Genomic DNA, 21,448 nt, shown 5'->3' on the forward strand with positions numbered 1-21,448 from the left:
ATTGGTAACCGATAAATGTCTCGGCGACTCCCTCTCTCGCATGCACAGATTTAGTCAATCCTTGTTTATCTCACCACAATCCATATCGCCACAGACGCGAGCGCTCACGGCACCAAACACCTGATCGATCGCCTGTACAGTTTGCTTGATTTCGTCTTCTGTCAACGTTGGATGCACAAGAAACATCAGGCTGGTCTCGCCGAGCTGCTTGGCAACTGGCAGTCTCGTCTTAGGACGCAAGCCGGTATTATCAAAGGCTTTTTCACGGTACACTTCCGAGGCAGACCCTGAAAAGCAAGGCACGCCCAGCGCATTTATCTCTGCAATAATCCGATTGCGCGACCAGCCGTCAGGTAGGTTGTCTGACTGCACATAGACATAGAGCTTATAATAGGCGTGGGCCGAATCTGCAAACTGCGCTGATGCTTCTAGTCTTGGCACCGACAGATAGCCTTTTGCTTCCCATTTAGCACAGGCATCTAGTATTGCATGCGCATTAGCGGTACGTTTGGCTGTCCAGTCACTCATACGCTGTAGCTGAATACGCCCAATCACTGCCTGCATCTCAGTCATACGCCAATTGGTACCAAAGCTCTCATGCAGCCAGCGATAGCCAGGCGCATGCTCGGTCTCATAGACCGCAGCATAGCTTTTGCCATGGTCTTTATATGCCCACATTTTTCGCCACAGCTGCTCGTCATTGGTGGTGACCATACCGCCCTCACCGCCTGTGGTCATGATTTTGTCTTGGCAAAAGCTCCACGCACCGATATGCCCGATACTACCCACGCTACGGCCCTTGTAACGCGCACCATGCGCCTGCGCACAGTCCTCTATCACATATAAATTATGCTGATCTGCCAATGCCATGATGCCATCCATATCACAAGGCCAGCCGGCCAAGTGCACACAGACGATGCCTTTGGTCTTATGCGTCAACACTGCCGCGATAGAGTCTGGTGTGATATTTCCAGTCGCCTCATCGACATCAGCAAATACAGGCCTCGCGCCAGCATTGACTACCGATGAGATACTGGCGATAAAAGTACGCGGGGTGACAATCACTTCATCGCCTGCGCCGATATCTAAGGCTTGTAACGCCACGTCCAATGCTAACGTACCATTACCTATCGCAACGGCATACTTACTATCCGCCCACTCAGCAAACTCCGTCTCAAACTGACGACACTCTAGCCCTGTCCAGTAGTTTACCTTGTTGGATAACAGGACTTGACTGACGGCATCGGCCTCGATTTTGGTAAAGCTGGGCCATGGTGAAAACGGAATGTTTAGCATAAGTTCCTCATCAAAGCGTCCCTGTATCGACGCGGTTGCCAGTGAATTTACTCATGGTCGCTTCACCATCAGCACTGATACCATCTTTACGTATGACTTTTTTGATAGTCTTTAATAATATCTTTGTATCCAGCCATAACGACTGATGATCGACATACCAAATATCGAGGGCAAATTTTTCGTCCCAGCCAATGGCATTGCGGCCATTGACCTGCGCGTGACCTGTAATACCTGGGCGCACGTCGTGCCGGCGTGCTTGCTCAGCATTGTATAGCGGTAGATACTCCATCAGTAGCGGCCGCGGGCCGACCAGACTCATATCACCTTTGATAACATTCCACAGCTCAGGCAGCTCATCGAGGCTGCTATTGCGTAACGCCTTGCCAAATGGCGTCAAACGCTCACCATCTTCTAGTGGCTTGCCGTGCAAATCAGCACCATCCTTCATCGACCGAAACTTTATCATCTCAAACGGCTTGCCATGTAGGCCTGGGCGCGTCTGACGGAACAATACTGGCGCTCCCAAGTGTCGCCTGACCTGATAAGCGGTAATGGCATATACCGGAGAGAGCACAATCAGCGCGGTGGTGGCGATGGTAATATCAAACAGTCGTTTTATCATATATTGGCCCGCCTCTGCTGGTCTCTATGATCCACATTGGATAAGTAAAAATCTAGATAGTCATCCCATAGCTGCTGGCGCTCAAAATGTGCTATCGCCCAGCCTCTCGCCTGCGGATAGCGGGTTTTGAAATGTGCGTCATCGGCAGCATAAGCAATGGCCTCGGCGACAGCAGATATGTCTTTGAGCGCAAACTTTCGACCGCTGACCCCATCGTTTACGCTATCTTTGACACCAACGACATCATAAGCAAACGTTGGAATAGCGCAGCTGGCCGCCTCGATAGCGACGTTTCCAAAGCCCTCACGGTGGCTCAAAAACAAGTGTAAATCAGCGCATTGAAACACCTCATGCACATCCATACTGGTGGGCAGATATACGCCTTTATTGTCTTTGACAATAGTCTCAACGACGCTTTCTCCGAGCGTATCCTCAAAGTCGCCTGCAAAGATAAAATGGATGTTTTTTTCTTTTAGTTTCTGAGCGATGGCACCGATATCCGCAAAGCCTTTATCTGTACATACACGCCCGACCACACAGATGACAAAGACATCTATAGGCAGCTGATATTTTTGTCTCAATGCCTTTTTGTGTTCTAGTGAGACGGGCGTCAGGCACTTGACATCTATGCCGCTAAACGAGCCTTGATCGATGACCCGTGCTTTGCTTTTATTGACGAGACCTTCTTTTAGACATACGCTGCGTAAAGACTTTGAGACAAACAGTACCTCGTGTGATAGCGCAAAGCTCAAGACATCAAAACCTTGAAACACGCGTTTTTTTATCCCTGAAAAATTCTCATAAGGACGGCCGACACTAAACGCAATCCTTCTTTTTTGTCGGGTCATCGCGCTTGCTACGCTACCTAGAAGCATCGCTTTTGGGGTAATATAAATAACCACATCAAAACGGTGGGTTAGCATATAAGCACTTAATCGAGCAAGCGCCTTACCATCTTTTAACACACTGGGCTGACGCTGAAAATCCAAATCAACCACCTGACCTATATTGCGTGCGCGCAATGTAGCAAGCTGCTCTGGACTGCCGCCGCAGATCAGCGTGATGTCGATATCTGCCTGATCTCTGAGGTACTCCAGCTGGTCACGGTACAGCAGATTAAATGACACCGCATCGGTCATCACAAAGCATATTTTTGACGTCATTTGTACACCTCAGCATTTGGTTGTTATGGGCATGATGATTGGATAAAACATCCGCTATTAAACCACCATCAATATTTATCAAACTTCATATATCGCAGATACTATCGACCACAGCTTGATGCTGCGCCCTGAGCGCAGTAGACATTGTGAGCTTGTTTCTTTTATTGGCTATTTTTTGTAGCAGCCCCGCTGAATCCAGCAGCTTGACGGTGCTCACTTTGGCAGCCAGCTTGATTGAGCCAGCCAGCTTCGTGGCGCTTAAACGGCGAGGGTTTTTATAGTCACAATATGTCTGAAAGCTGTCTTTGTATGATCTAATGATTTTTGCTAATGACAAGTTCCCCTCTTCTCTATAGTAATAAAGCAAATCCGGCAATACCGCCAATTTTAGGTCTTGACTGGCAATGGCACGGCACCACAAATCATAATCTTCAGATCTGGGATATGCTTCATTGTAGGCATGCCGCTGGTACCAGCTTTTTTTTGCGAGTATGGAGGCATGCACGATGGGATACGCGGCTTCTATTTTTTCAAACCCTGTATATAGGTGCTCCACGTGACGGCAACCATATACCTGATTGTGGTTATCGATAGAGACCACGCCGGTAGACACCAAATCATAATCTGGATTTTTTTCTAAAAAACGCAATTGAATCGCCAGCCTGTCAGGATGCACCAAATCATCAGCATCCATCCGCGCCACGTAGTCATATTGAGCAACAGCGATCAGCTGATTTAGGCGGGCAGGCAGCTTTTTGTTCGCCCCGTCGTAGAGGAATTTTATTCTGTCATCTGACGCAGCAAAGTGCTGAGCAATGGCCAGCGAGCCGTCCGTTGAGCCATCATCTAGCAATATTAGCTCCCACCGCTCATGTGTCTGTGCCAATATGGATTTGATGGCGTCTGCCAAATATGCCTCAGCATTGTAGATGGGGATGCCGATAGAGACGTAAGTTTGGTTTTTCATAACAAAACCTTAAATGTCGGATTAAGAAGATACGGGCTCAAATCACTAAATCGCGAAGTCGTCAATATAAAGTACAGCAAAAACACCACGATGCTCAGCATATAGAGATAAACGTTGTTTATTCGTTTAAAGACCATAGGCACTATCAAAACCAATGCCCACGTAAAATATGCCAATAGCCGCTGTGGCCCTGATGGATTGGTACCCAATATGGCCAAAGGAATGACAAAAACCACGCCTGAAGCATAAAACGTCAACAGCTTTTGAAAAGCCACATCCTTGATTTTGTATATATAGCGCGCCGTTAGAAGCAAAATCATGAGCGCTACATAAAAACCAATAGTCAAAAACCCACCCGCTTCGGTGGAGGCGCTGGCATAACTCTCATACCTATCATTGGTCGAGGAGATATAAGATACCAACAACCCACTGACCAATAACGACCCTATAAACGTGGCAAAGACCTTGTATGTCGGCTTTATTCTTAAATTCACAATAAAATAAAACGGGATAATAAATAACGCAGTGACATGAAACAATGAAGCGATAGCGCACCATAACAAATAAGGTATCAGTCTTTTTTCTAACAAATGAGGAATGGCCAAAGTAAATATCGCCATCGCCATTCCTTGACGTAACCCATTAAAAGAAAATGTATAAACCCCTAAAGTAATAAATAAAAAAACAGAAAACCAGTAGTTCACACTATATTTTTTTATTATCTTGAGATAACAATATACAATGACAAAGCTGGTGATTGTCAGCAGCCAAAAATACTGACTGGTAAAATTCAATATCGCATATTCTAATAGCTGATACCCAATCTCAATATCATCGTTAAACTGAAAATACTCTGCATTTATCTGATGGTTAAAGTTTCTGGTATAGTTTGTCGTGTCTGTGCCGACCTGATCACTACGAAACCCTGCAAATACAGTCAAAACAAATAATGGTAGCCAAAAAGAGGTACGATTTAGAGCGTGCTTCTCCAGCACTATCCAAAACATGACAAAACCAAGCATGAGCAGGTATGGCAGCATTTATTCCTCTTTAGACAATATATATTTCTTTATTATCAATTGGTGTGTATGTATCTTTATACCACGACTATTTTTTATAACCCTAAAACATTGACTATAAATATCTGGTTATAAACCACTTATGAAAAACAAGTCTCATCGATTAGGGTGTTCCATTTTTTCATCACTGCTTTTGCGTCATATTGCCTCACTTCTAAACACCCATTATCGGCAAGCGTTTGCGCCAGATCTGTACGGGTCATCAGTTTTTCTAAAGAGCGTGAAAAGTCACTGATATGATGATTTTCAACTAAAATGCCGGTTTTTTTATTATTGAGGATATTTCGCGGGCCTGTCGGGCAATCAAAGGCCACGATAGCCATTCTAGATTGCATGGCTTCTAACAGCACCATCGGAAAGCACTCTGATAACGAGCTCATGGCATATATACGGCTGTCCAGCATTTTGCTGATGATATCGGGACTAGACGGATAAATTGCGGTGTTTGCCGCTATATCATGATGATCGATCAGCGCCTGCAATGACTGTATATATGTATGCTCGCCATCACCATAAATCTCCAGCCGCCAGTCTGGATACTTACTGGCGATAGTCGACCAGCTAGCAAGCAGGCGCTCAAAGCCTTTGATAGCAACGATACGTCCCGCCGTCATGATGACCTTGCGGCGCTTTGTCAGCTCACAAGGAGAATCATCACTCATAACGACGGGGTTGGGTATGACAACTGAACCATTAAGCGAATGTAGATACGCCTCTTCTTTACTCAAAAAAACATGGGTATCATAAAATTTAGTATAGTATTTTTTTAGCCTGTCTATCGCATTTGTTTTTTGAGAAAAACTAGAGTGATACTCTTTAATACAATGAGTATCAGCCGCGATTAACGGCAAAAAATAATAATCGTAATTGTAGTTTGTCATCACAATCACATCGGGGTTTATATTTTTTATAGCTGCTCTTAATTTAAAAAAATATCGATAGGCCAGCTTTAGGTTCAATGGCGACAGCAAAGAAATCGATTTATCAAACCCACCGGCTAAATCATGCCGCACCAGACGCAAATCGTAGAAGAAATATGGGCTGCGCCCCTCGTTTTCACTGGTAATCAGATGTACTTCATAGCCGTCCTTTATCCAATGATTGATACGATGTGACAGCACCCTTTCGATGCCGCCGCTTTTATATACCTGATCCGCTATAATACAAATCTTTGTCGCATTCATTGGTATCACACCTTGTCATTTGTCATTTGTCATTTGTCATTTGTCATTTGTCATTTGTCATTTGTCATTTGTCATTTGTCATTTGTCATTTGTCATTTGTCATTTGTCATTTTTCTAAACATTATTGGTATTAAAGCGCGTGCTCAGTATTTTTCTTAATACTCTGACGCCGCGACTGCCTATCAGTTTTTTTATTTTGTTTTTTCTGAGGCTGCTCACACTGGCCCACGAGTTACTAAAATGATGAATGGTATAAGTATGGTCGCTGGATTTGTCTTGATGATTGAGATAGTCAAAAGGAGATAAAAAGCGCTGCGGCAAAACCACAATTTCCTCGTCTTGATAATGCAGGACTTGCTCTACGCCATTTTTTGCCAGCCCAATTGCTTCTAATAAGGCGGTCAGCACTTGGACATTGGTGGTGGTATCTAGCTTTCCGTTACTATCGATAAAATGTCTGGCGTGATAGCTGTCTATAAAGTCAGCGATGAAAGTACTGGCTTTGGGCGCAATCATGGTGCTTGTCGCGGCGTAATGGCCTTCTTCAAAACCAAAGGTTAAGACACCCCGCGCCAGCAAGGGATCAAGGTTTTTACAGACCTCAACATCCGTATCTAAATACACCCCGCCATGCTGGTAGAGCGCCAACAACCGCGCATAGTCGCTAACAAACGCGTACTTTTTTGCAGCATAAGCTTCTTTGACATACTGACAGCAGTCGATATCGAAATTATCTTCATTCCATTCGATTATCTGGTAGGTGGGCAGCATCTCTCTCCAGTTGGCAATATAGGCCAACACCGAGTCTGGTTTGGGGGTTTTGCCAAACCAGCAGTAATGAATCACTCTATTGATATGCATCGTCCTAACTCCTTTTAGGCCCGCGTCCGTTATGCCTCAACAAACGCGTAACAGGTGGCTTCCATGGCCGTCTTTAGGGCTTTGTATCGCACTGGGTTGGCAAGGGTGGCGTTTGAGCCTATCTTACCGTTTGCATGGAAGTTGTTGCTGATTTTGCCCGTCGAGCGCTCGACATCCACACGGTTAAACAAATCTGCCAAACCCGCTAATCGGCATGAATCAACAAAACTATCAAAGCCATTGAGATAAATCACCGGCGTACCCAAGGCCAGACAAGGCAACGCACAATGGATACGTGAGGTGATGACCAATTTTGCGCGGGCATATTTGTGCAATAACGTCTCTGCCATGATGAATTTTTGTGCCTCTGAATACGTCTTTGCTGGCAGTTCTTGATGAATGACTTGCGCTTTGGTTAATAGCTCTTTGGTAAATATTTTTTTGAGGTATTGCTGCTTGATGTGCATGTGAAAAACATCACCGCTACGTGTCGATCTGAGCAGGGATTTGACGTCATAAAAAATACGCTGTTTGTTGGGAAACCCATATAATGGATCGACGATATAGATATCCTCACCGCGCTCAGCCTCGCAGGCTTGGTAGCTGTCTAAAGTCAGGGTCAGACATCCTGAAAAGTAAGCCTCGATGCCTTTTTCTTGCAATAAATTCACTGTAAAGTGATCACGGCAGCCGATCGGTTGTTTGCTTTTTAAAAACGCAATACCTTGAGGACTGAGCATATTGCGCGCCGCTGAGTTGTTTACGTGAAAGGAGATAAGTAAAGGGTTTATGTGTGCGGACGGCACCCAGCTGGTGGTATTGTGTGTAAACCAGCCATTCATAATCAGCTTGGCTTCGCTGTCTGTATAGCGAGCCAGCTTTTCTCGATTGATAAAACAGTCTACTTGCGGCAAAAACTGCTTGGCTGCCAGACTTTGGATATAGTCGCCAATATTAAAAGTTCTTTTGTTTTCGGCATACGTCATCAAACCATATTTCATCTCAATAACTCCCTGATTTTTAAATAGCTTTTAAACGTTTTAGGAAAATTGGCAATGATGGCTCTTTTGCCTTTATCCACCTTAGAGTCTGTTTGGGTGATGGTGGCGTCAAGCGCTACTTTGAGGCTATCTTTTAGTCGCTCAGCACTATGTCGTTCGGTATTGTGTTGCTCGGTATTGTGTCGCTCGGTATTATGATTGTGTTCTGCAAACTGATATAAATTATCAGCGCTCAACAGACTCAGCATAGGTACCCAGTCATAACGCACCCCTTCATTAGCAAAACCCTTAGCCCATAGCGCCTCGATATGCGTGTACACACTGCCATCCACCGCAAAACCGAAATGATTGGGGTTGCGACCAAACAACGTCAGCGCAAAAATGGTTCGATAGCACTTTTCGCACTTATTGCAATTTAGGCCGTTGTTTAATTCGGAATAACAAACGCGAAGGTTGACGTTTTTTTCTAACCGCTCGGCGTTTTGGATGATGGACTCCACTTTATCGAGACGGTGCATGTGGTAGCCATCATGTACCACCTGCGTGCCAGCCCACCGCACATTGTTGTCGATATCAGGCATCGAGCCCCAAAACACCTGAAAACCAATGGTATCTGTGGCAGCGATATAAAGTGAGTGATAGCCTTTTTTGTAAGCCAGCGGTGCCACCGCACTAGTCAACGTCAGTCCATGCTGCACCTTACCCCACCAGCCGCCCCCATAGACCAGCTCTTTGACTCGATACGTATAAAAATCTCGGCAATTCATGGCGATATAGTGCTTGTGGTTTTGCTGCAATATCACCTCATTATTGATATTTTGTTTGGCAGTCGCCCATTGCTTGCTATCGTTCAGCGGGATATCAGCCCCTTGTATCAGTATCAGATCCACGTCATCTTGCTGATGATTAAAGTACGAAGCATATGCATCGACGCCGCCACTAAACAATAAAGCGTCTTTTTTACCTGTGTCTCGGTGGTAGGCTGCGGTATTGTCCATTAGCTGATTGACCATAAGGCTAGATGAATGGTTAAGAATCTCTGGAAACTCCTTGATAAAGACGGCCTTGATATCTAAAGCCGCTTGGTAAAACTGACGGTCAAGGGTATTTATCGTAATATCAAACCCTGCCAGCCAAGAGATGGGCAATATATTGGCCAATAATGGAATGATCAAAATGCTCTCTGGCACCTCTGCCACACTACAGTCGTATTCAATAAAAAAAGGCGTTTTAAAATACTTTTTTATGTCGTCTGAGACCTCGTACTCATAGGAGATACGAGTCCCAGCGCCTGTCAGATCGATACTGTTTACGATAAAATTTGACATCATCATATCCTTATAAAAGTAAGCCAAACTTAGGCATGCCTTGCCATTTCTTTAAACTTGAGATTACGAACCACAAGCTCTTGGTACGTGCCGTAATCAATGATTTTTCCTTGCTCCATAAAATAAATCCGATCACACTGCTCTACTGTCTTTAGACGATGGGCAATCATAATGATGGTTTTTTTGCCACTAAACTCATGAATCGCATCCATGACTATTTTTTCTGTGATACCGTCGAGTGCACTGGTGGCTTCGTCAAACACCAACACTGCCGCTTCGTGATAGAGCGCCCGCGCGATACCAATACGCTGACGCTGGCCGCCTGAGAGCTTGACACCGCGCTCGCCCACTTTGGTATCGATGCCCTCTGGCAGCTGCTCGACCAACTCCATAAGATTGGCCAAAATCAGTGCTCTATAGACTTGATCTGTTCTGATATCGGATATGGGAATACCAAACGCCACGTTTTCTGCGATACTGCCTTCACTCAAAAAGATACTTTGTGGCACAAACCCCAATAAATCCTGCCAAGCGCGCTTATTTTTATCGGTGATACGCGTACCATCTATATATAGACAGCCTTGCTGCGGCGTCAGTAGACCAAGCAATATATCGATTAAGGTGGACTTTCCCGAGCCTGAAGAGCCGACCAAACCTATCACGCTATTGACCGGAATGCGCATATTGACACCATTGACTGCTGCGGTGTCTTTGCCGGGATAACTAAACCCAATCTCTGTTAAGGTGATGCTTTTTTTAAGCGATATCGGCGGCGGTACAGGACGTTGGCTGATGGTTTTTTGTTGATAAAAGGCGTGTTCCAAATCCTCTTTTACTGCCTCAAAAGCGGCGATATTGCCTTTGATTTGTGAGATGCTAGAGTAAATTTGCTGCAGTGCTGGCAGTAGCTTAAAGGCGGCCAGCGCATAAATAGCCAAAATCGGTAACACTTCACCTAAGTTGCCAGCATGCAGCTTGATCAGCAGTAGCACCAATGATATCATCGCGCCAAAGGCGATAAGCTCGATAAAATAGCGTGGCACTTGGCTGATGGCGATATTGGTGCCTTGCGCATGTGCAAAGACCTTGCCACTGTCTTGAAAGCTTTTGATAAAATCATGACTACGATCAAGCAATAAGACATCTTTGATACCACCAAAACCCTCATTCATCAGCCGAAAACGCTCAGTCGAAATCCTCGAGAGCCGTTGCCCATTCGCCATCAGTCTTTCGCGCACCAAGCGGTACAACAGCAAATATGCCAGCGAAAAAATAACCAGCCCAAGTATCGCGATTAGCGGGTCATAGATGACGATACTAATAGAGATAAAGACGGCCAACACAATCTTGGCGTTCATCTGCACCAGCGGCTGCATGATACCGATACTGATACGCGCCGCCTCAGTCGATACCTGCTTGGTCAGCTGCGCGCTACTACTGCTAGCATGGAACTGCCAGCTTTGCTGCATATAATAGGTATAGAGCAGATCAGCGATTTCGGTACCGATGCGCGCCCCAAAGATAGACAGCTTCCATATCGTAAACATCGACACCAACGTCGAAAACGTCAACATGACCAGCACCAGCACACCGCTATAAAACAAAAAATCCATAGGGCTATCTAGACCCGACATCTGATACAGCTCAGCAAACACCGCGTTTTTTTCTAGAATGCTTATATCACCGACCAGCGCCATGAACGGCGCTATAGAGGCAATCCCTAACAGCTCTGTGAAAGCCATTATGACCACCAGCACTTGTAAGATATAAAATTGCTTTTTCTGCTTGTCTGTCAGCAGAGAAAACAGCTGTTTAATGACGTTAAACATGATGTACTCAACTACAGGCCATTGTAAAAACGCTCTGATAAAAAATGTTATGTTTGTAAAAATGCCAAAGTAAAAATGCTACGGTAAAAAACACTGCCAACACTAACCAGGCCTAAGACTACCCAGTTATCAGCCAACCTCGTTTAGCAAGGCATTCTCCTCGGTGGGCATCGCCGTACCGCAGCCTTCTTGGTAACCTTCGACAAAACACCTAAACTGGGTCTTGAGCCACGCCACGTCCTGCTGGGTGGCGCGGTCTATACATTCAGACAAGATATTTTCGATATCTGCCAACGGAAAGCTATGCTCCATGGCTTGCATAATCAGAGGATGAAATGTCGGCTCGATATTATCCTCACCGATGATCAGCTCCTCATAGAGCTTCTCTCCTGGCCGCAAACCTGTAAACACAATCTCAATATCGCCCTTGGGGTTGCTGTCATCTTTGAGCTCGCAACCTGTCAGACGAATCATGCGTTTGGCAAGATCAACGATTTTGACCGGTGCACCCATGTCCAGCACAAACACCTCGCCTCCAAACGCCATCGCCCCCGCTTGAATGACCAAGCTGGCCGCCTCTGGAATCGTCATAAAATAGCGTGTGATGTCTGGATGGGTGATGGTAATGGGGCCACCTTGCTCTATTTGTTTGGTAAATAGCGGCACGACAGAGCCTGACGATCCCAAAACATTGCCAAAACGCACCATACTAAAGCAGGTATGGCTGCTACTTTGACTTAGCCCTTGGCAAACCAGCTCCGCCAAGCGTTTGGATGCGCCCATGATGTTGGTCGGTCTTACCGCTTTGTCGGTCGAGATCAGGACAAATGTATCGACGCCCGCTTGTATCGCAGCACGGGCACAGTGGTAGGTGCCTTTGGTATTATTAATCATGCCTTCAAACGGATTGGACTCCACGATAGGCACATGCTTGTAAGCGGCAGCGTGATAAATGGTATTTATATGGTTATTTTTGAATATATCGGTTAATTTTTTTTCGTTACTGACGCTTCCGATCACACTTACAATCGTAATCTGCGCCGTCTCAGCCCCGACTATCTCTAAAGCTCTAAGCTCTTGATCGATGGTATATAGCGCATATTCAGATTGCTCATATAGCACCAAGCAGTTGGGTTTGCTTTTGATGATTTGACGGCATAACTCACTGCCAATCGAACCACCCGCTCCAGTGACTAGGACGTTTTTGCCAGAGATGTTTTTTTGTAGCAGCTCTGCGACCGGCTCGACCGTTTCTCGCTCCAGCACGTCCAATATATCTACAGGCCGTATATGACTGACCGTCACGACTTCATCAGCCAGCTCGCGCAGACTAGGCAAATCTTTGATTTTGACAGAGATACCTGAGAGGCTGTCCATGATTTGTTTTTTTCGTGTACGGCTCGTAGACGGCATGGCCAAAATCACCTGCGCTACCTTCAGGGTCTCAATCAGCCATGGCAGCGCATGCGCCGCGTAGATTTGTTTGCCATGTAGGTACGCCCCTATCAGCTGAGGATCGTCATCGATATATGCCACCACATTGTATTGACGGGAGTCTCTTAGGCTGGCTAATAGCTCGCGGCCTGCCTCTCCTGCCCCATAGATGATTACATTGTCACAACAGCCGTCTGGATGTCGGATTTTCTTGGTACTTTGTACACGCTTTAGTAAGGTACGTATCAGCAGCCTACTATTCCATAACCAAATAAACATCAAAAATAAAAAGATGATAGGCACAGAGCGTGGTATCGCCACTGCTGGGCTAAGATAAATAATGAGCTGATAGACGATAATTAATAATAAAAACAGCTGTAATACGCGGCTCATGAGCGCATCAAAAAACCCTCTAGACGCCCCTCTATAAAAACCAATAAGATACAAACTAGCGACAGGGATAAAGGCATAAAAGAGCTGAGCGGCAATACCGATATGCAAATCTATATATCCATAACGTAACGATAACGCGAGCAGCAAGCAAACATTGGACACCGCAAAGTCGATACCAAATAACAGACTACATTTGGCTGGGCGCGGTAGCGACAACAAATACAGAGCCGCACGTTTTGATCGTCGATCAAAACCATTAGACGCTTGATAAGCATTGTTAGACTCTGTCTTTATAAACATAAGATCCACCTACTTCCGCTGTATTATGTGTCCATGTTATGTGCCTAGCATGATGATAAAACATCGTTATTATCATGATCGTCGTAAAGAGTACGTCAGCGATTATCTCTATCTCCATAGGCATAATGGTAATGATAGCTATATTTATCCATCAAACCTTGCTGCACATCGTTTAATACAATACCGTCTACTTTTACATTGGCTTTGTTCATCTGCTTGATGGCATAGACCAACTGCCCCTCGACCGACTGGTTGAACTTTGTGACGATCAGTACCTTATCTGCCTGCTGCGCTAGTACCATGGCGTCTGAGGCGGCGAGTATCGGCGGCGAATCAATGACAATATAGTCGTACCGCGTCTTTAGCGCCGCCAGTAGCTGGCGAAACGACTCGCCTATCAGCAGTGAGGTAGGATTGGCTGATTGTCGTCCACGCGGTATAAAGTCGATCTGTGCCATACCAGTGGGATGAATGATGCTCTCAATGGTCAAAACAGACGCCGCCTTGTCTATTTGCACGCTTGTCGGCTGCTCATCATTTACAAATACGGTCTCTTTATCTTGTAATAAATAATCAGCAAGCCCATCCTCTGCACTTTTATTAAACATCTTATGCAGCTCCCCTAAGCGCATGTCGCCATCGATGATTAAGACTTTTTTGTCCAGCTGTGCAAATACTTCAGATAAGTTCGCTGTAATAAACGACTTACCAACACCTGGGCTCTCGCCTGTGATCAGTATGACCTGTGCTGGCTGTTCGGTGATGGCGCCTGTCGGCATTCCAAAGATCAAATTGGTCCTTAAGCTTTTGATTGCCTCATAGCTCAAGCTACTGTGATCGACATGGGCGAGCATACGAGCGTGCGCTTTTTTCTTTTTGCTCAATCTGGATAACAAAGGCGAGCGTGGAATGGTTGCAATGACAGGGATGCCCGTGCTGGCTTCTAGGTGCTCTGGGTCTTTGACCACGTTCCTCATCAGGTTTTTGAGTAGCACCATGATGACCCCAAGCATCGTGCCGACCAAGGCGGCAAGCATCATGATCTGTAGTTTGTTTGGAGCAATAGCCTTAAAGGTGCTGGTCGGTGAGTCGATGATACGGGCATAGCCGATTTGACCGGCTTTGACGATTTTGAGCTGCTCATAGTTTTTGAGTAGGGTCAGATAGATTTCTCGGTTGATGGCCGTGTCTTCTGATAGCTTCAAAAACTCTCGCTGTATCTCAGGCAATCCTGCAACGGTATTGCCTATCTCTCGCGTTCGATTGTTGAGCACCTTGAGCTGTTGATTGATTTGGACGACCAAGGGGTGCTGCTCGGTATAATAAGTGGTCAGATCTGCTTTTTTGAGATTAAGCTCATTGAGCTGCTCATCGATGCGGGATTTTTCGTTTAATAATAGCTCCGCTTCTTTGCCCACATCGATGGTGCCATATTTTTTACGAAAATCATTAAATCGCGCCTCGGCAGCCTCTAGCTTTTCTTTTAGTAGCGGTATTTGCGTTTCCATAAATGCTAAGGTTTTTGTGGTCTCTTCAGAGCCGCGAGATTGGTTTTGTGCCACATAAGATTGGACAATTTGATTGAGTATGGTGGTGACCTGCTCTTGGTTACCGCCCACCATCGACAGCTGGAGGATGCCTGTCTTTTGGCCTTTTTCTTCGACCGACAGCGCGCTATTGATGGCATCTGTTGTCGTCTTTAGCGTTTGCTTACGAATCTGAACTGGGTAAGCTGTGGCAGGCAAATCTGTGACCAAAATAGCTATCAGCCCCTCTACACCTTGGAACTGATGCGCCTGACCGATCTGACCCTGAAACTTATCCACGCCATTACTTAGCACAAACCCCGTCTCCGATCGTGTCAAGGTAAAGGCTTGGTTCAGATAGGCAGGCGCTACCTGAAACTGACTGACTTTGACGGCGCCGCTTTCGGTATTGAGCGACACCTCATCAGGAGTATTTACCTGAGTGGCGATACCGTCGCTTTTTAGTTTGTCGAGATGGCCGATATTTGGGTCCGTAAGCCTTATGCGCAAATGCAAAAGTTCAACCACTGGCTCCAATATCATCCGCGAGCGAATCAGCTCCGCCTCGGTTTCCGCCTTACTGACTTCCGTCCCGACGAGCTCTGAGATACTCTCGCCCAGCGCCTCAACTCCTTGGGTATTTTCTTCGATTTGTATCAGCGCATCTGATTTAAAAGTCGGATTGACATAGCGGCTATATAACAGACCAAGTAAAAGCCCAAGCACTGCCATCACCGCAATGATTCGCCAGCCGCGCAGCAATACCAAAGCCAGCGCCATTAAGTCGATGTCGTCGTTGTCTTTTTTGCCCGTAGGCATCGATAGGTCTTTTGAATCTATATTATTCATAACCATTTACTCATCGCTTAATGTTAGTTGGCTCGCGTGTTCTTATTTAAAATATGATAATCAAAATAAGGACACACCCTAATAGCACTCGCTCATCCTTAACGCTTTGATCGCTGTTACTTCCTGCATTTTCTTGTGCCACTGTTTGAGCCCATCGGCGATATCTTGCCGGCTTTTCTCAAACGCTCTATCGTCCTGCTGATAAGGGTCAATGATGTCTTTATCCAGCCAATGACCGACCCGAAAGGTCTTACCGCGGCAATGCGGCCAGCGACTCTCGAGCCACTTGGTTTGGCCAGTCGACATGGTAAAAATCAAATCCGCTTGACTGACCAGCGCAGTGTTGATCTGTTTGGCAACATGAGCGCCGATGTCTATCTGATACGTCGCCATCAATGACACCGCTTTTGGGTCTGCGCCTTGATCGACCAACGCTGATAGCCCAGCAGAGTCGATATACTTTTTAGGGTAGTATTCTGTCAAGATGGCAGCGGCCATCGGACTACGGCAGATATTGCCCACACAAACCACCAGCAAGTTGTCAAACGCTTCCATGACCGACTCCTATATCCCTGAGATTACATTGATGGCCGATGTCGATGGCAAGATGGCACTGATGACACGATTCCAGCGTGCTAGCCCCGTTGGGTCGACATATAAAATATCGTTGGCTTGCATCTCAAAACGACTTGCTAGTGCAAAGCTTGTGATGCTCTGCATATCGACATAATAGATGTTGGTAAATTTACTTTGTGGATTGTCACGTACGATATAGACCTTCGCGGCATTGGCTGTGTTTGGGTTTAGGCCATTTGACTCCCCCAATACATGCGCCAAGCTCAACCCTTGCTCTGGAATGGCGACGGGCTCGAGTTTGCCAAACTCTCCTAACACATAAACCTTGTTGCGGCTTTGGCTGTTGACATGAATCGCGTCACCATCTTTTAGATAGATCTGATTGGCAGATAGCCCCATCTGGTTTAAGGTGCGCATCCCTAGCGGATAGCTTTTACCTTGCCGATGTAAAATGATGTGATTTGCATCGCCCGTCTCGGACACACCGCCTGCCATAGAGATGCCGCCATATAATGAGATGGGCACATCAGCAATCGCAAATTCACCAGATTGCTTGACCGCGCCATCGACAAAAAACTTACTGCCTCGGTAATTGATGATTTTGACCTGCGGATCTGAGTATTTTAGATAACGCTGTAGCTGGCGCTGTAGCGTCGCGGTAAACTGCGGCACACTCAGCCCCGCCGCTTTGATCCTTCCGATTAGTGGAAACTGGATAAACCCTTGTTGATCGACCGTAAGGCTTTCGGTAGAGGCATTAATATCTGGGTAATTGGTGAGTATGATGCTCAGGATATCGCCTTTGGCGATGCCATAGCTGGTAGCACCAGACGTTTTTAATAAATGATACAAATCTGCGCTGGGCGCGAGGGGCTGTTTTGCAGGTAAATTGGCCAGACTCAGTGGTTGAATATAAAATGGTAAACCGTTTTCTGCGACAAATGCGCCAGACTCAGGCAGTTTTCCAGACTGAAGTCCTGAATTTATCGTACAACCAGCAAACGATGCCATTAGTAATAAACCAGCCATGCTGCGTGTTATCACGCGCCTATGTACATAAGAGAAATATTTATAAACCATAACAGTTACTCATATTTATATTGGTGAATCAAACCATCGCATGCTGCCATTACTAATATATTCATAAAAAAGAATGTATTTATTAAATATACACTTAAAATATACGTAACGCAATATTTAAAAACACTCATATAAAAGTATTTATTAGCCCTTATTTATGTCATTAAACCCTTATATTTAAAGGCTTAAAGCAGTTTTTACCCTTATCGCATTCTGACTATAAAGAATTAAAAATATATTTTTCTTTATAGCACCACCATTCTTCGTTTGTTATATATACTTCTATAGACATGGCAAATTCATATTTAGTTTAATAAAACCAAAGGTCCAATATGAATTTTTTAATTTTACTTATGGTAAAATGTAACTATTTGTTAATTCATGATGATCTAATTCATTGACTCGGTGTCCCTAATACCCACCGGTTATTAAGTCAACCAAGCAAACTTTTATTTATTAAACTAGGACATCTGCTCAGATCAATCGAGAACTATCTGGACGAGCTAAAGGCCACTTGATAGAACTTTTCCCTAGAGCATTTATGCCAGTTTGCGTGCTAAATGTTTGAAATTCGCGTAGAATAGGCACTTCATTTTTTACATTGAGAAATGTAAACCCACCGACTCAAGGACATGATTATGAAAGATGAGAAATTACAAAAAGCCCTCGCCCGTATGGGGCTAGGTTCACGCCGTCAGATGGAAGAAGTCATCAGATCAGGCCGCGTGTCTGTTAATAATGCGCCTGCGACCATTGGTGATCGCGTGCAGCAAGGCGATGAGATACGGGTAGATGGTCGTCAGATCAAATACAACGCCGAAAACGAAAAGCGCCGCCGCGTCTTGGCATACTACAAGCCTGAAGGGGAAGTGTGCTCGGCAAAAGACCCTGAAGGTCGCCCGACTGTGTTTGAGCGCCTACCAAAGCTGACCCACGATCGCTGGGTGATGGTTGGCCGTTTGGACATCAACTCAACCGGACTGTTATTGTTTACCAACGATGGCGAGATGGCCCATCGCTTGATGCACCCCTCAAGTGAAGTCACGCGTGAATATGCGGTACGTGTCTTGGGTGAGGTCACCCCTGATATCGCTCGCAACTTGACCGCTGGTGTTATGCTAGAGGACGGCATGGCACAGTTTGAAGACATTAAAGAAGGCGGCGGTGAAGGCGTCAACAAGTGGTATCACGTCAAACTAAAAGAAGGCCGCAACCGCGAAGTGCGCCGTTTGTTTGAGTCGCAAGGCCTCAAGGTCAGCCGTCTATTGCGCACCCGCTATGGTACGATCTCACTGCCCAAAGAGCTGCGTACAGGCCGCTTCTTGGAGCTGGACAAAAAAGAGATCAACACCCTAACCGACTTAGTCAGTTTGCGCCCGCGTTATGGTACAGGTCTGCACGGCGCGGCCAAAGAAAAACAAGAACGTATCAAAAGCAAACCGCTCAAAGCGCGCCGTGCCGATAGTCGTAGCGATAAGTCGCACAGTAGCAAACCGAAAAGCAGCGGCAGCCCTGCCAGTCGCGGCAATCGGCATACTCGTGGTCGCGGCGATAAGCGTTAGTTTTACTGAGGCTTCATACACCTAGATCATAAAAAAAGCTGCCTGTGAGAGATATCACAGGCAGCTTTTTTTGCGCCATTTGCTGTCGTTTTACCCTATCCTTTAACGATCATGGCTCTCGACATAGTTTTTCATCACGCGTAACGCTTGTAGATGCTGCGTCTGCGCTTGGTCCAATAACGCATCTAGACGCTGCTCGATATGGTCTAATACCTGCTGCAACAGCTCACCGGCTTCTGCTTTTTTTTCTGTCTGTGATAGATCGGCGCTATCGATACTGACCAGATAATCATAACTGGCTAGTGTGTCAGGCAAGCGCGTGTACAGCAGCTTTTGTAACACAAACTGCGACTCAGTCACCGTCGGCGTCTTATCATCAGCCTGTTGTGTTTTTTGATAAGACTGATAGCGACTCACCTTATCGTCGATACGCTGCAGCTGGCGCAGCTGATCGTTTGGTAAACGCTGTAGATGTTTTTTGTGTAAACGCAGATGCCGCCATGTGACTGCAGACAATGACAAAGGCGCTTGATAATCTTGATATGTAAGCACGCCTGGGGTGATGCCGACGGCTTTATGCAGTGCTTGCCAGCCTTTTTTACCCAAATAAATGGTCGTAATGGTCGTCACGATACCGACACCAATGAGCACACTCATATATCTTACTCTTTTACCGTTATTGCGCTTAGCTTTTAATCTTTACAGTTTGATATCGTCAGCGCGCGCCTTTTTGGTCGCAGCGCCAGCTGGGGTTTCAAGCGTTTGGGTACCTGCCTCATCGTCAGCACTGTCATCGAGGTTTTGTCCTTCGTGACTGACAGCAGGCGTTTTAAAGCGTTTTTGTAGATAGCGATTGGTCGCGAGTAGCTTTTGCCCATCTTGGTGATAGGAGGCATTGAGCAAATCATCAAACTGCGCGTCAATGGTGGTGAGTACCTCAAGCAGCGCCTCTTTGCCTGTGACGTTGGAGTGCTTGATTTTGGTCGTATCAGCGCGCGCACCATCGCCCACATCTAAGTCATGCAAGCGCCGATAGTCCACCACCGCCAGCGGCACATGTCTGTCCATGAGATTTTGAATCATGATATAGGTCTCATTGACAGTGTCTTTGTCATCAATCTTACCATCATTATTGGTATCACCATAAATGACGCGCAGCTTTTCGCCTTTTTCGTTGATCTGCGCCAGCATCACCTTGATATCAGCCGGTAGGCTTTTTTCGGGGATATAACCCAGCTGCGGCATCGCCTTATACTCCAGCATTTTGGGCGCGGTCATTTTTTTGATACCACGATATCCCAAGTACAACCCAGCCGCTGGTAGCACACCATACAATACAAACATGATAAACATCGCAGTCATTTGGGTCATTGGCTGATCCTTATTTTATGGCAAGTTTTTTGGCCGTTTTTTTTGGCAAAATGGTTGGCAAGCACCGCGGTATCAATGTCGGTATCAATGAGAGCAGGTTCGCAGTCACAACCGCCGCCCTTAGCTTAGCTTTGCGTGCGGCTTTTGACATAGCGATGCGTAGAAGCAAGGCGGCTCATCACGGTGTTGTGCAATTCATCGAGCAGCTCATCAAGCTCGTAGTCAATCTCTAAAAACAAATCCGTCAGCATATCGCCTGCGCTCATCTTGCCTTGTGCTGTATGGTTTCTAGTACGGTGCGGGCTAAATCGTTGCAGCTGCTCATAATGATGCAGCGCCTCGGGGATACTCTCAGACACCAGCTTGTCGATGACAAACTGTCGCTCGTTATGCTGTTGCTGCTGCTCATCGTTGAGCTCATGACTCCACTCACGGTAGCGCTTTAGCTTACCATTGATTCTATCGAGTATCGCCACCGCCTCGATGGGCATAGCGTTTAAGGTGGCTTCATCGACCACATCTACAAGCTCAGTCATAATCGGACAACGTCCATGTTTGAGATACCATAAGGTATCAGGGTCAAAAGGGGGTCTATTAGCTGGGCGCATTTGTGCATGATTGGCCAAATAGCGGTCGGTGAGCGGTGTGGCCGAACGCGCATCACCCACTTGCGCCAATGCCGCACAGATACGGTCGGCACGCTCAGGTGGCGTCAGCGTAGTACGCGGGTTCTTGATATTGTCGTCATCTGCCTGCTCGCCGCCTTTGCTCTTTGTTTGGCACTCATAGTGACTCGCTGTCTTTTGCGCCTGTAAGGCCGCTTGCGCTGGCAGATCGTCTTGGGCTTGCCCAAATGACTGTAGCATTCTTGTCAAACTTACCACCATGACCGATCTTACCTCTCTGTTATACACGCCTCTTGTTACATACCCATTTTACAGTAAGGGGCTTTGCTTTATTGCATCGGTGCAATCAATAGCGTATCTTAACAGCTTTTTGTGATGCTGCCAGTACGCAAAATGTCAGC

The 21,448-nt window shown here is 46.1% G+C and carries 18 protein-coding genes; 1 reads left to right on the plus strand and 17 read right to left on the minus strand.

Going from position 1 to position 21,448, the window contains the following annotated elements:
• Window positions 1-54: 54 nt before the first annotated feature.
• From J3491_RS04810 to J3491_RS04875, 14 genes are all read right to left on the minus strand, one after another.
• Entirely contained in the window at window positions 55-1,296 is a 1,242-nt protein-coding gene (locus J3491_RS04810) for a DegT/DnrJ/EryC1/StrS family aminotransferase (protein ID WP_075101499.1), read from the minus strand.
• Window positions 1,297-1,306: 10 nt separating this feature from the next.
• A complete protein-coding gene (locus tag J3491_RS04815; protein ID WP_207969358.1) occupies window positions 1,307-1,918 on the minus strand; it encodes a sugar transferase in 612 nt (203 codons plus the stop codon).
• Entirely contained in the window at window positions 1,915-3,081 is a 1,167-nt protein-coding gene (locus J3491_RS04820) for a glycosyltransferase (RefSeq protein WP_207969359.1), read from the minus strand. The genes J3491_RS04815 and J3491_RS04820 overlap by 4 nt, the downstream gene beginning before the upstream one ends.
• An 85-nt stretch (window positions 3,082-3,166) precedes the next feature.
• Window positions 3,167-4,048, minus strand: a complete 882-nt coding sequence (locus J3491_RS04825; RefSeq protein WP_207969360.1) for a glycosyltransferase family 2 protein — start codon at window positions 4,046-4,048, stop codon at window positions 3,167-3,169.
• Window positions 4,045-5,088, minus strand: coding sequence for an EpsG family protein (locus J3491_RS04830; RefSeq protein WP_207969361.1), 1,044 nt, complete (start codon window positions 5,086-5,088; stop codon window positions 4,045-4,047). Before J3491_RS04830 ends, J3491_RS04825 begins: the two co-directional genes overlap by 4 nt.
• A 119-nt stretch (window positions 5,089-5,207) precedes the next feature.
• Window positions 5,208-6,311: a glycosyltransferase gene (locus J3491_RS04835; protein ID WP_207969362.1), complete on the minus strand. Its 1,104-nt coding sequence runs from the start codon at window positions 6,309-6,311 to the stop codon at window positions 5,208-5,210.
• A gap of 114 nt (window positions 6,312-6,425) precedes the next feature.
• Window positions 6,426-7,172 (minus strand): glycosyltransferase family 32 protein, encoded by a 747-nt coding sequence (locus J3491_RS04840; protein ID WP_207969363.1) that lies wholly within the window; start codon window positions 7,170-7,172, stop codon window positions 6,426-6,428.
• Between the two features lie 29 nt (window positions 7,173-7,201).
• Window positions 7,202-8,173, minus strand: a complete 972-nt coding sequence (locus J3491_RS04845) for a polysaccharide pyruvyl transferase family protein (protein ID WP_207969364.1) — start codon at window positions 8,171-8,173, stop codon at window positions 7,202-7,204.
• Entirely contained in the window at window positions 8,170-9,501 is a 1,332-nt protein-coding gene (locus J3491_RS04850) for a hypothetical protein (protein WP_207969365.1), read from the minus strand. Before J3491_RS04850 ends, J3491_RS04845 begins: the two co-directional genes overlap by 4 nt.
• Window positions 9,502-9,530: 29 nt before the next feature.
• The gene (locus tag J3491_RS04855; RefSeq protein WP_207969366.1) at window positions 9,531-11,330 is read right to left on the minus strand and encodes an ABC transporter ATP-binding protein; all 1,800 of its coding nucleotides are present in this window, start codon (window positions 11,328-11,330) and stop codon (window positions 9,531-9,533) included.
• A gap of 129 nt (window positions 11,331-11,459) precedes the next feature.
• A complete protein-coding gene (locus tag J3491_RS04860; protein WP_207969367.1) occupies window positions 11,460-13,457 on the minus strand; it encodes a nucleoside-diphosphate sugar epimerase/dehydratase in 1,998 nt (665 codons plus the stop codon).
• A gap of 95 nt (window positions 13,458-13,552) precedes the next feature.
• Window positions 13,553-15,832 (minus strand): polysaccharide biosynthesis tyrosine autokinase, encoded by a 2,280-nt coding sequence (locus tag J3491_RS04865; protein WP_207969368.1) that lies wholly within the window; start codon window positions 15,830-15,832, stop codon window positions 13,553-13,555.
• A gap of 78 nt (window positions 15,833-15,910) precedes the next feature.
• Entirely contained in the window at window positions 15,911-16,387 is a 477-nt protein-coding gene (locus J3491_RS04870; RefSeq protein WP_075101488.1) for a low molecular weight protein-tyrosine-phosphatase, read from the minus strand.
• A 9-nt stretch (window positions 16,388-16,396) separates the two neighbouring features.
• Window positions 16,397-17,437 carry a polysaccharide biosynthesis/export family protein gene (locus J3491_RS04875; RefSeq protein ID WP_243456135.1) on the minus strand — a complete coding sequence of 347 codons (1,041 nt, stop codon included), beginning with the start codon at window positions 17,435-17,437 and terminating at the stop codon, window positions 16,397-16,399.
• 689 nt (window positions 17,438-18,126) lie between these two features.
• On the opposite strand from J3491_RS04875, the gene rluB reads away from it, so the two are divergent.
• The gene (gene rluB / locus J3491_RS04880; protein ID WP_207969370.1) at window positions 18,127-19,050 is read left to right on the plus strand and encodes a 23S rRNA pseudouridine(2605) synthase RluB; all 924 of its coding nucleotides are present in this window, start codon (window positions 18,127-18,129) and stop codon (window positions 19,048-19,050) included.
• Window positions 19,051-19,152: 102 nt separating this feature from the next.
• Here rluB and J3491_RS04885 read toward each other — a convergent pair whose 3' ends face one another.
• The 3 genes from J3491_RS04885 to J3491_RS04895 all read right to left on the minus strand — a co-directional run bounded on the left by J3491_RS04885 (window position 19,153) and on the right by J3491_RS04895 (window position 21,287).
• Window positions 19,153-19,707 (minus strand): hypothetical protein, encoded by a 555-nt coding sequence (locus J3491_RS04885; RefSeq protein WP_207969371.1) that lies wholly within the window; start codon window positions 19,705-19,707, stop codon window positions 19,153-19,155.
• Window positions 19,708-19,749: 42 nt separating this feature from the next.
• The gene (locus tag J3491_RS04890; RefSeq protein WP_243456137.1) at window positions 19,750-20,421 is read right to left on the minus strand and encodes a hypothetical protein; all 672 of its coding nucleotides are present in this window, start codon (window positions 20,419-20,421) and stop codon (window positions 19,750-19,752) included.
• Window positions 20,422-20,546: 125 nt separating this feature from the next.
• Window positions 20,547-21,287, minus strand: coding sequence for a hypothetical protein (locus tag J3491_RS04895; RefSeq protein WP_075101483.1), 741 nt, complete (start codon window positions 21,285-21,287; stop codon window positions 20,547-20,549).
• Window positions 21,288-21,448 lie beyond the last annotated feature (161 nt).

Source organism: Psychrobacter halodurans, assembly GCF_017498075.1.
GTDB lineage: Bacteria > Pseudomonadota > Gammaproteobacteria > Pseudomonadales > Moraxellaceae > Psychrobacter > Psychrobacter celer.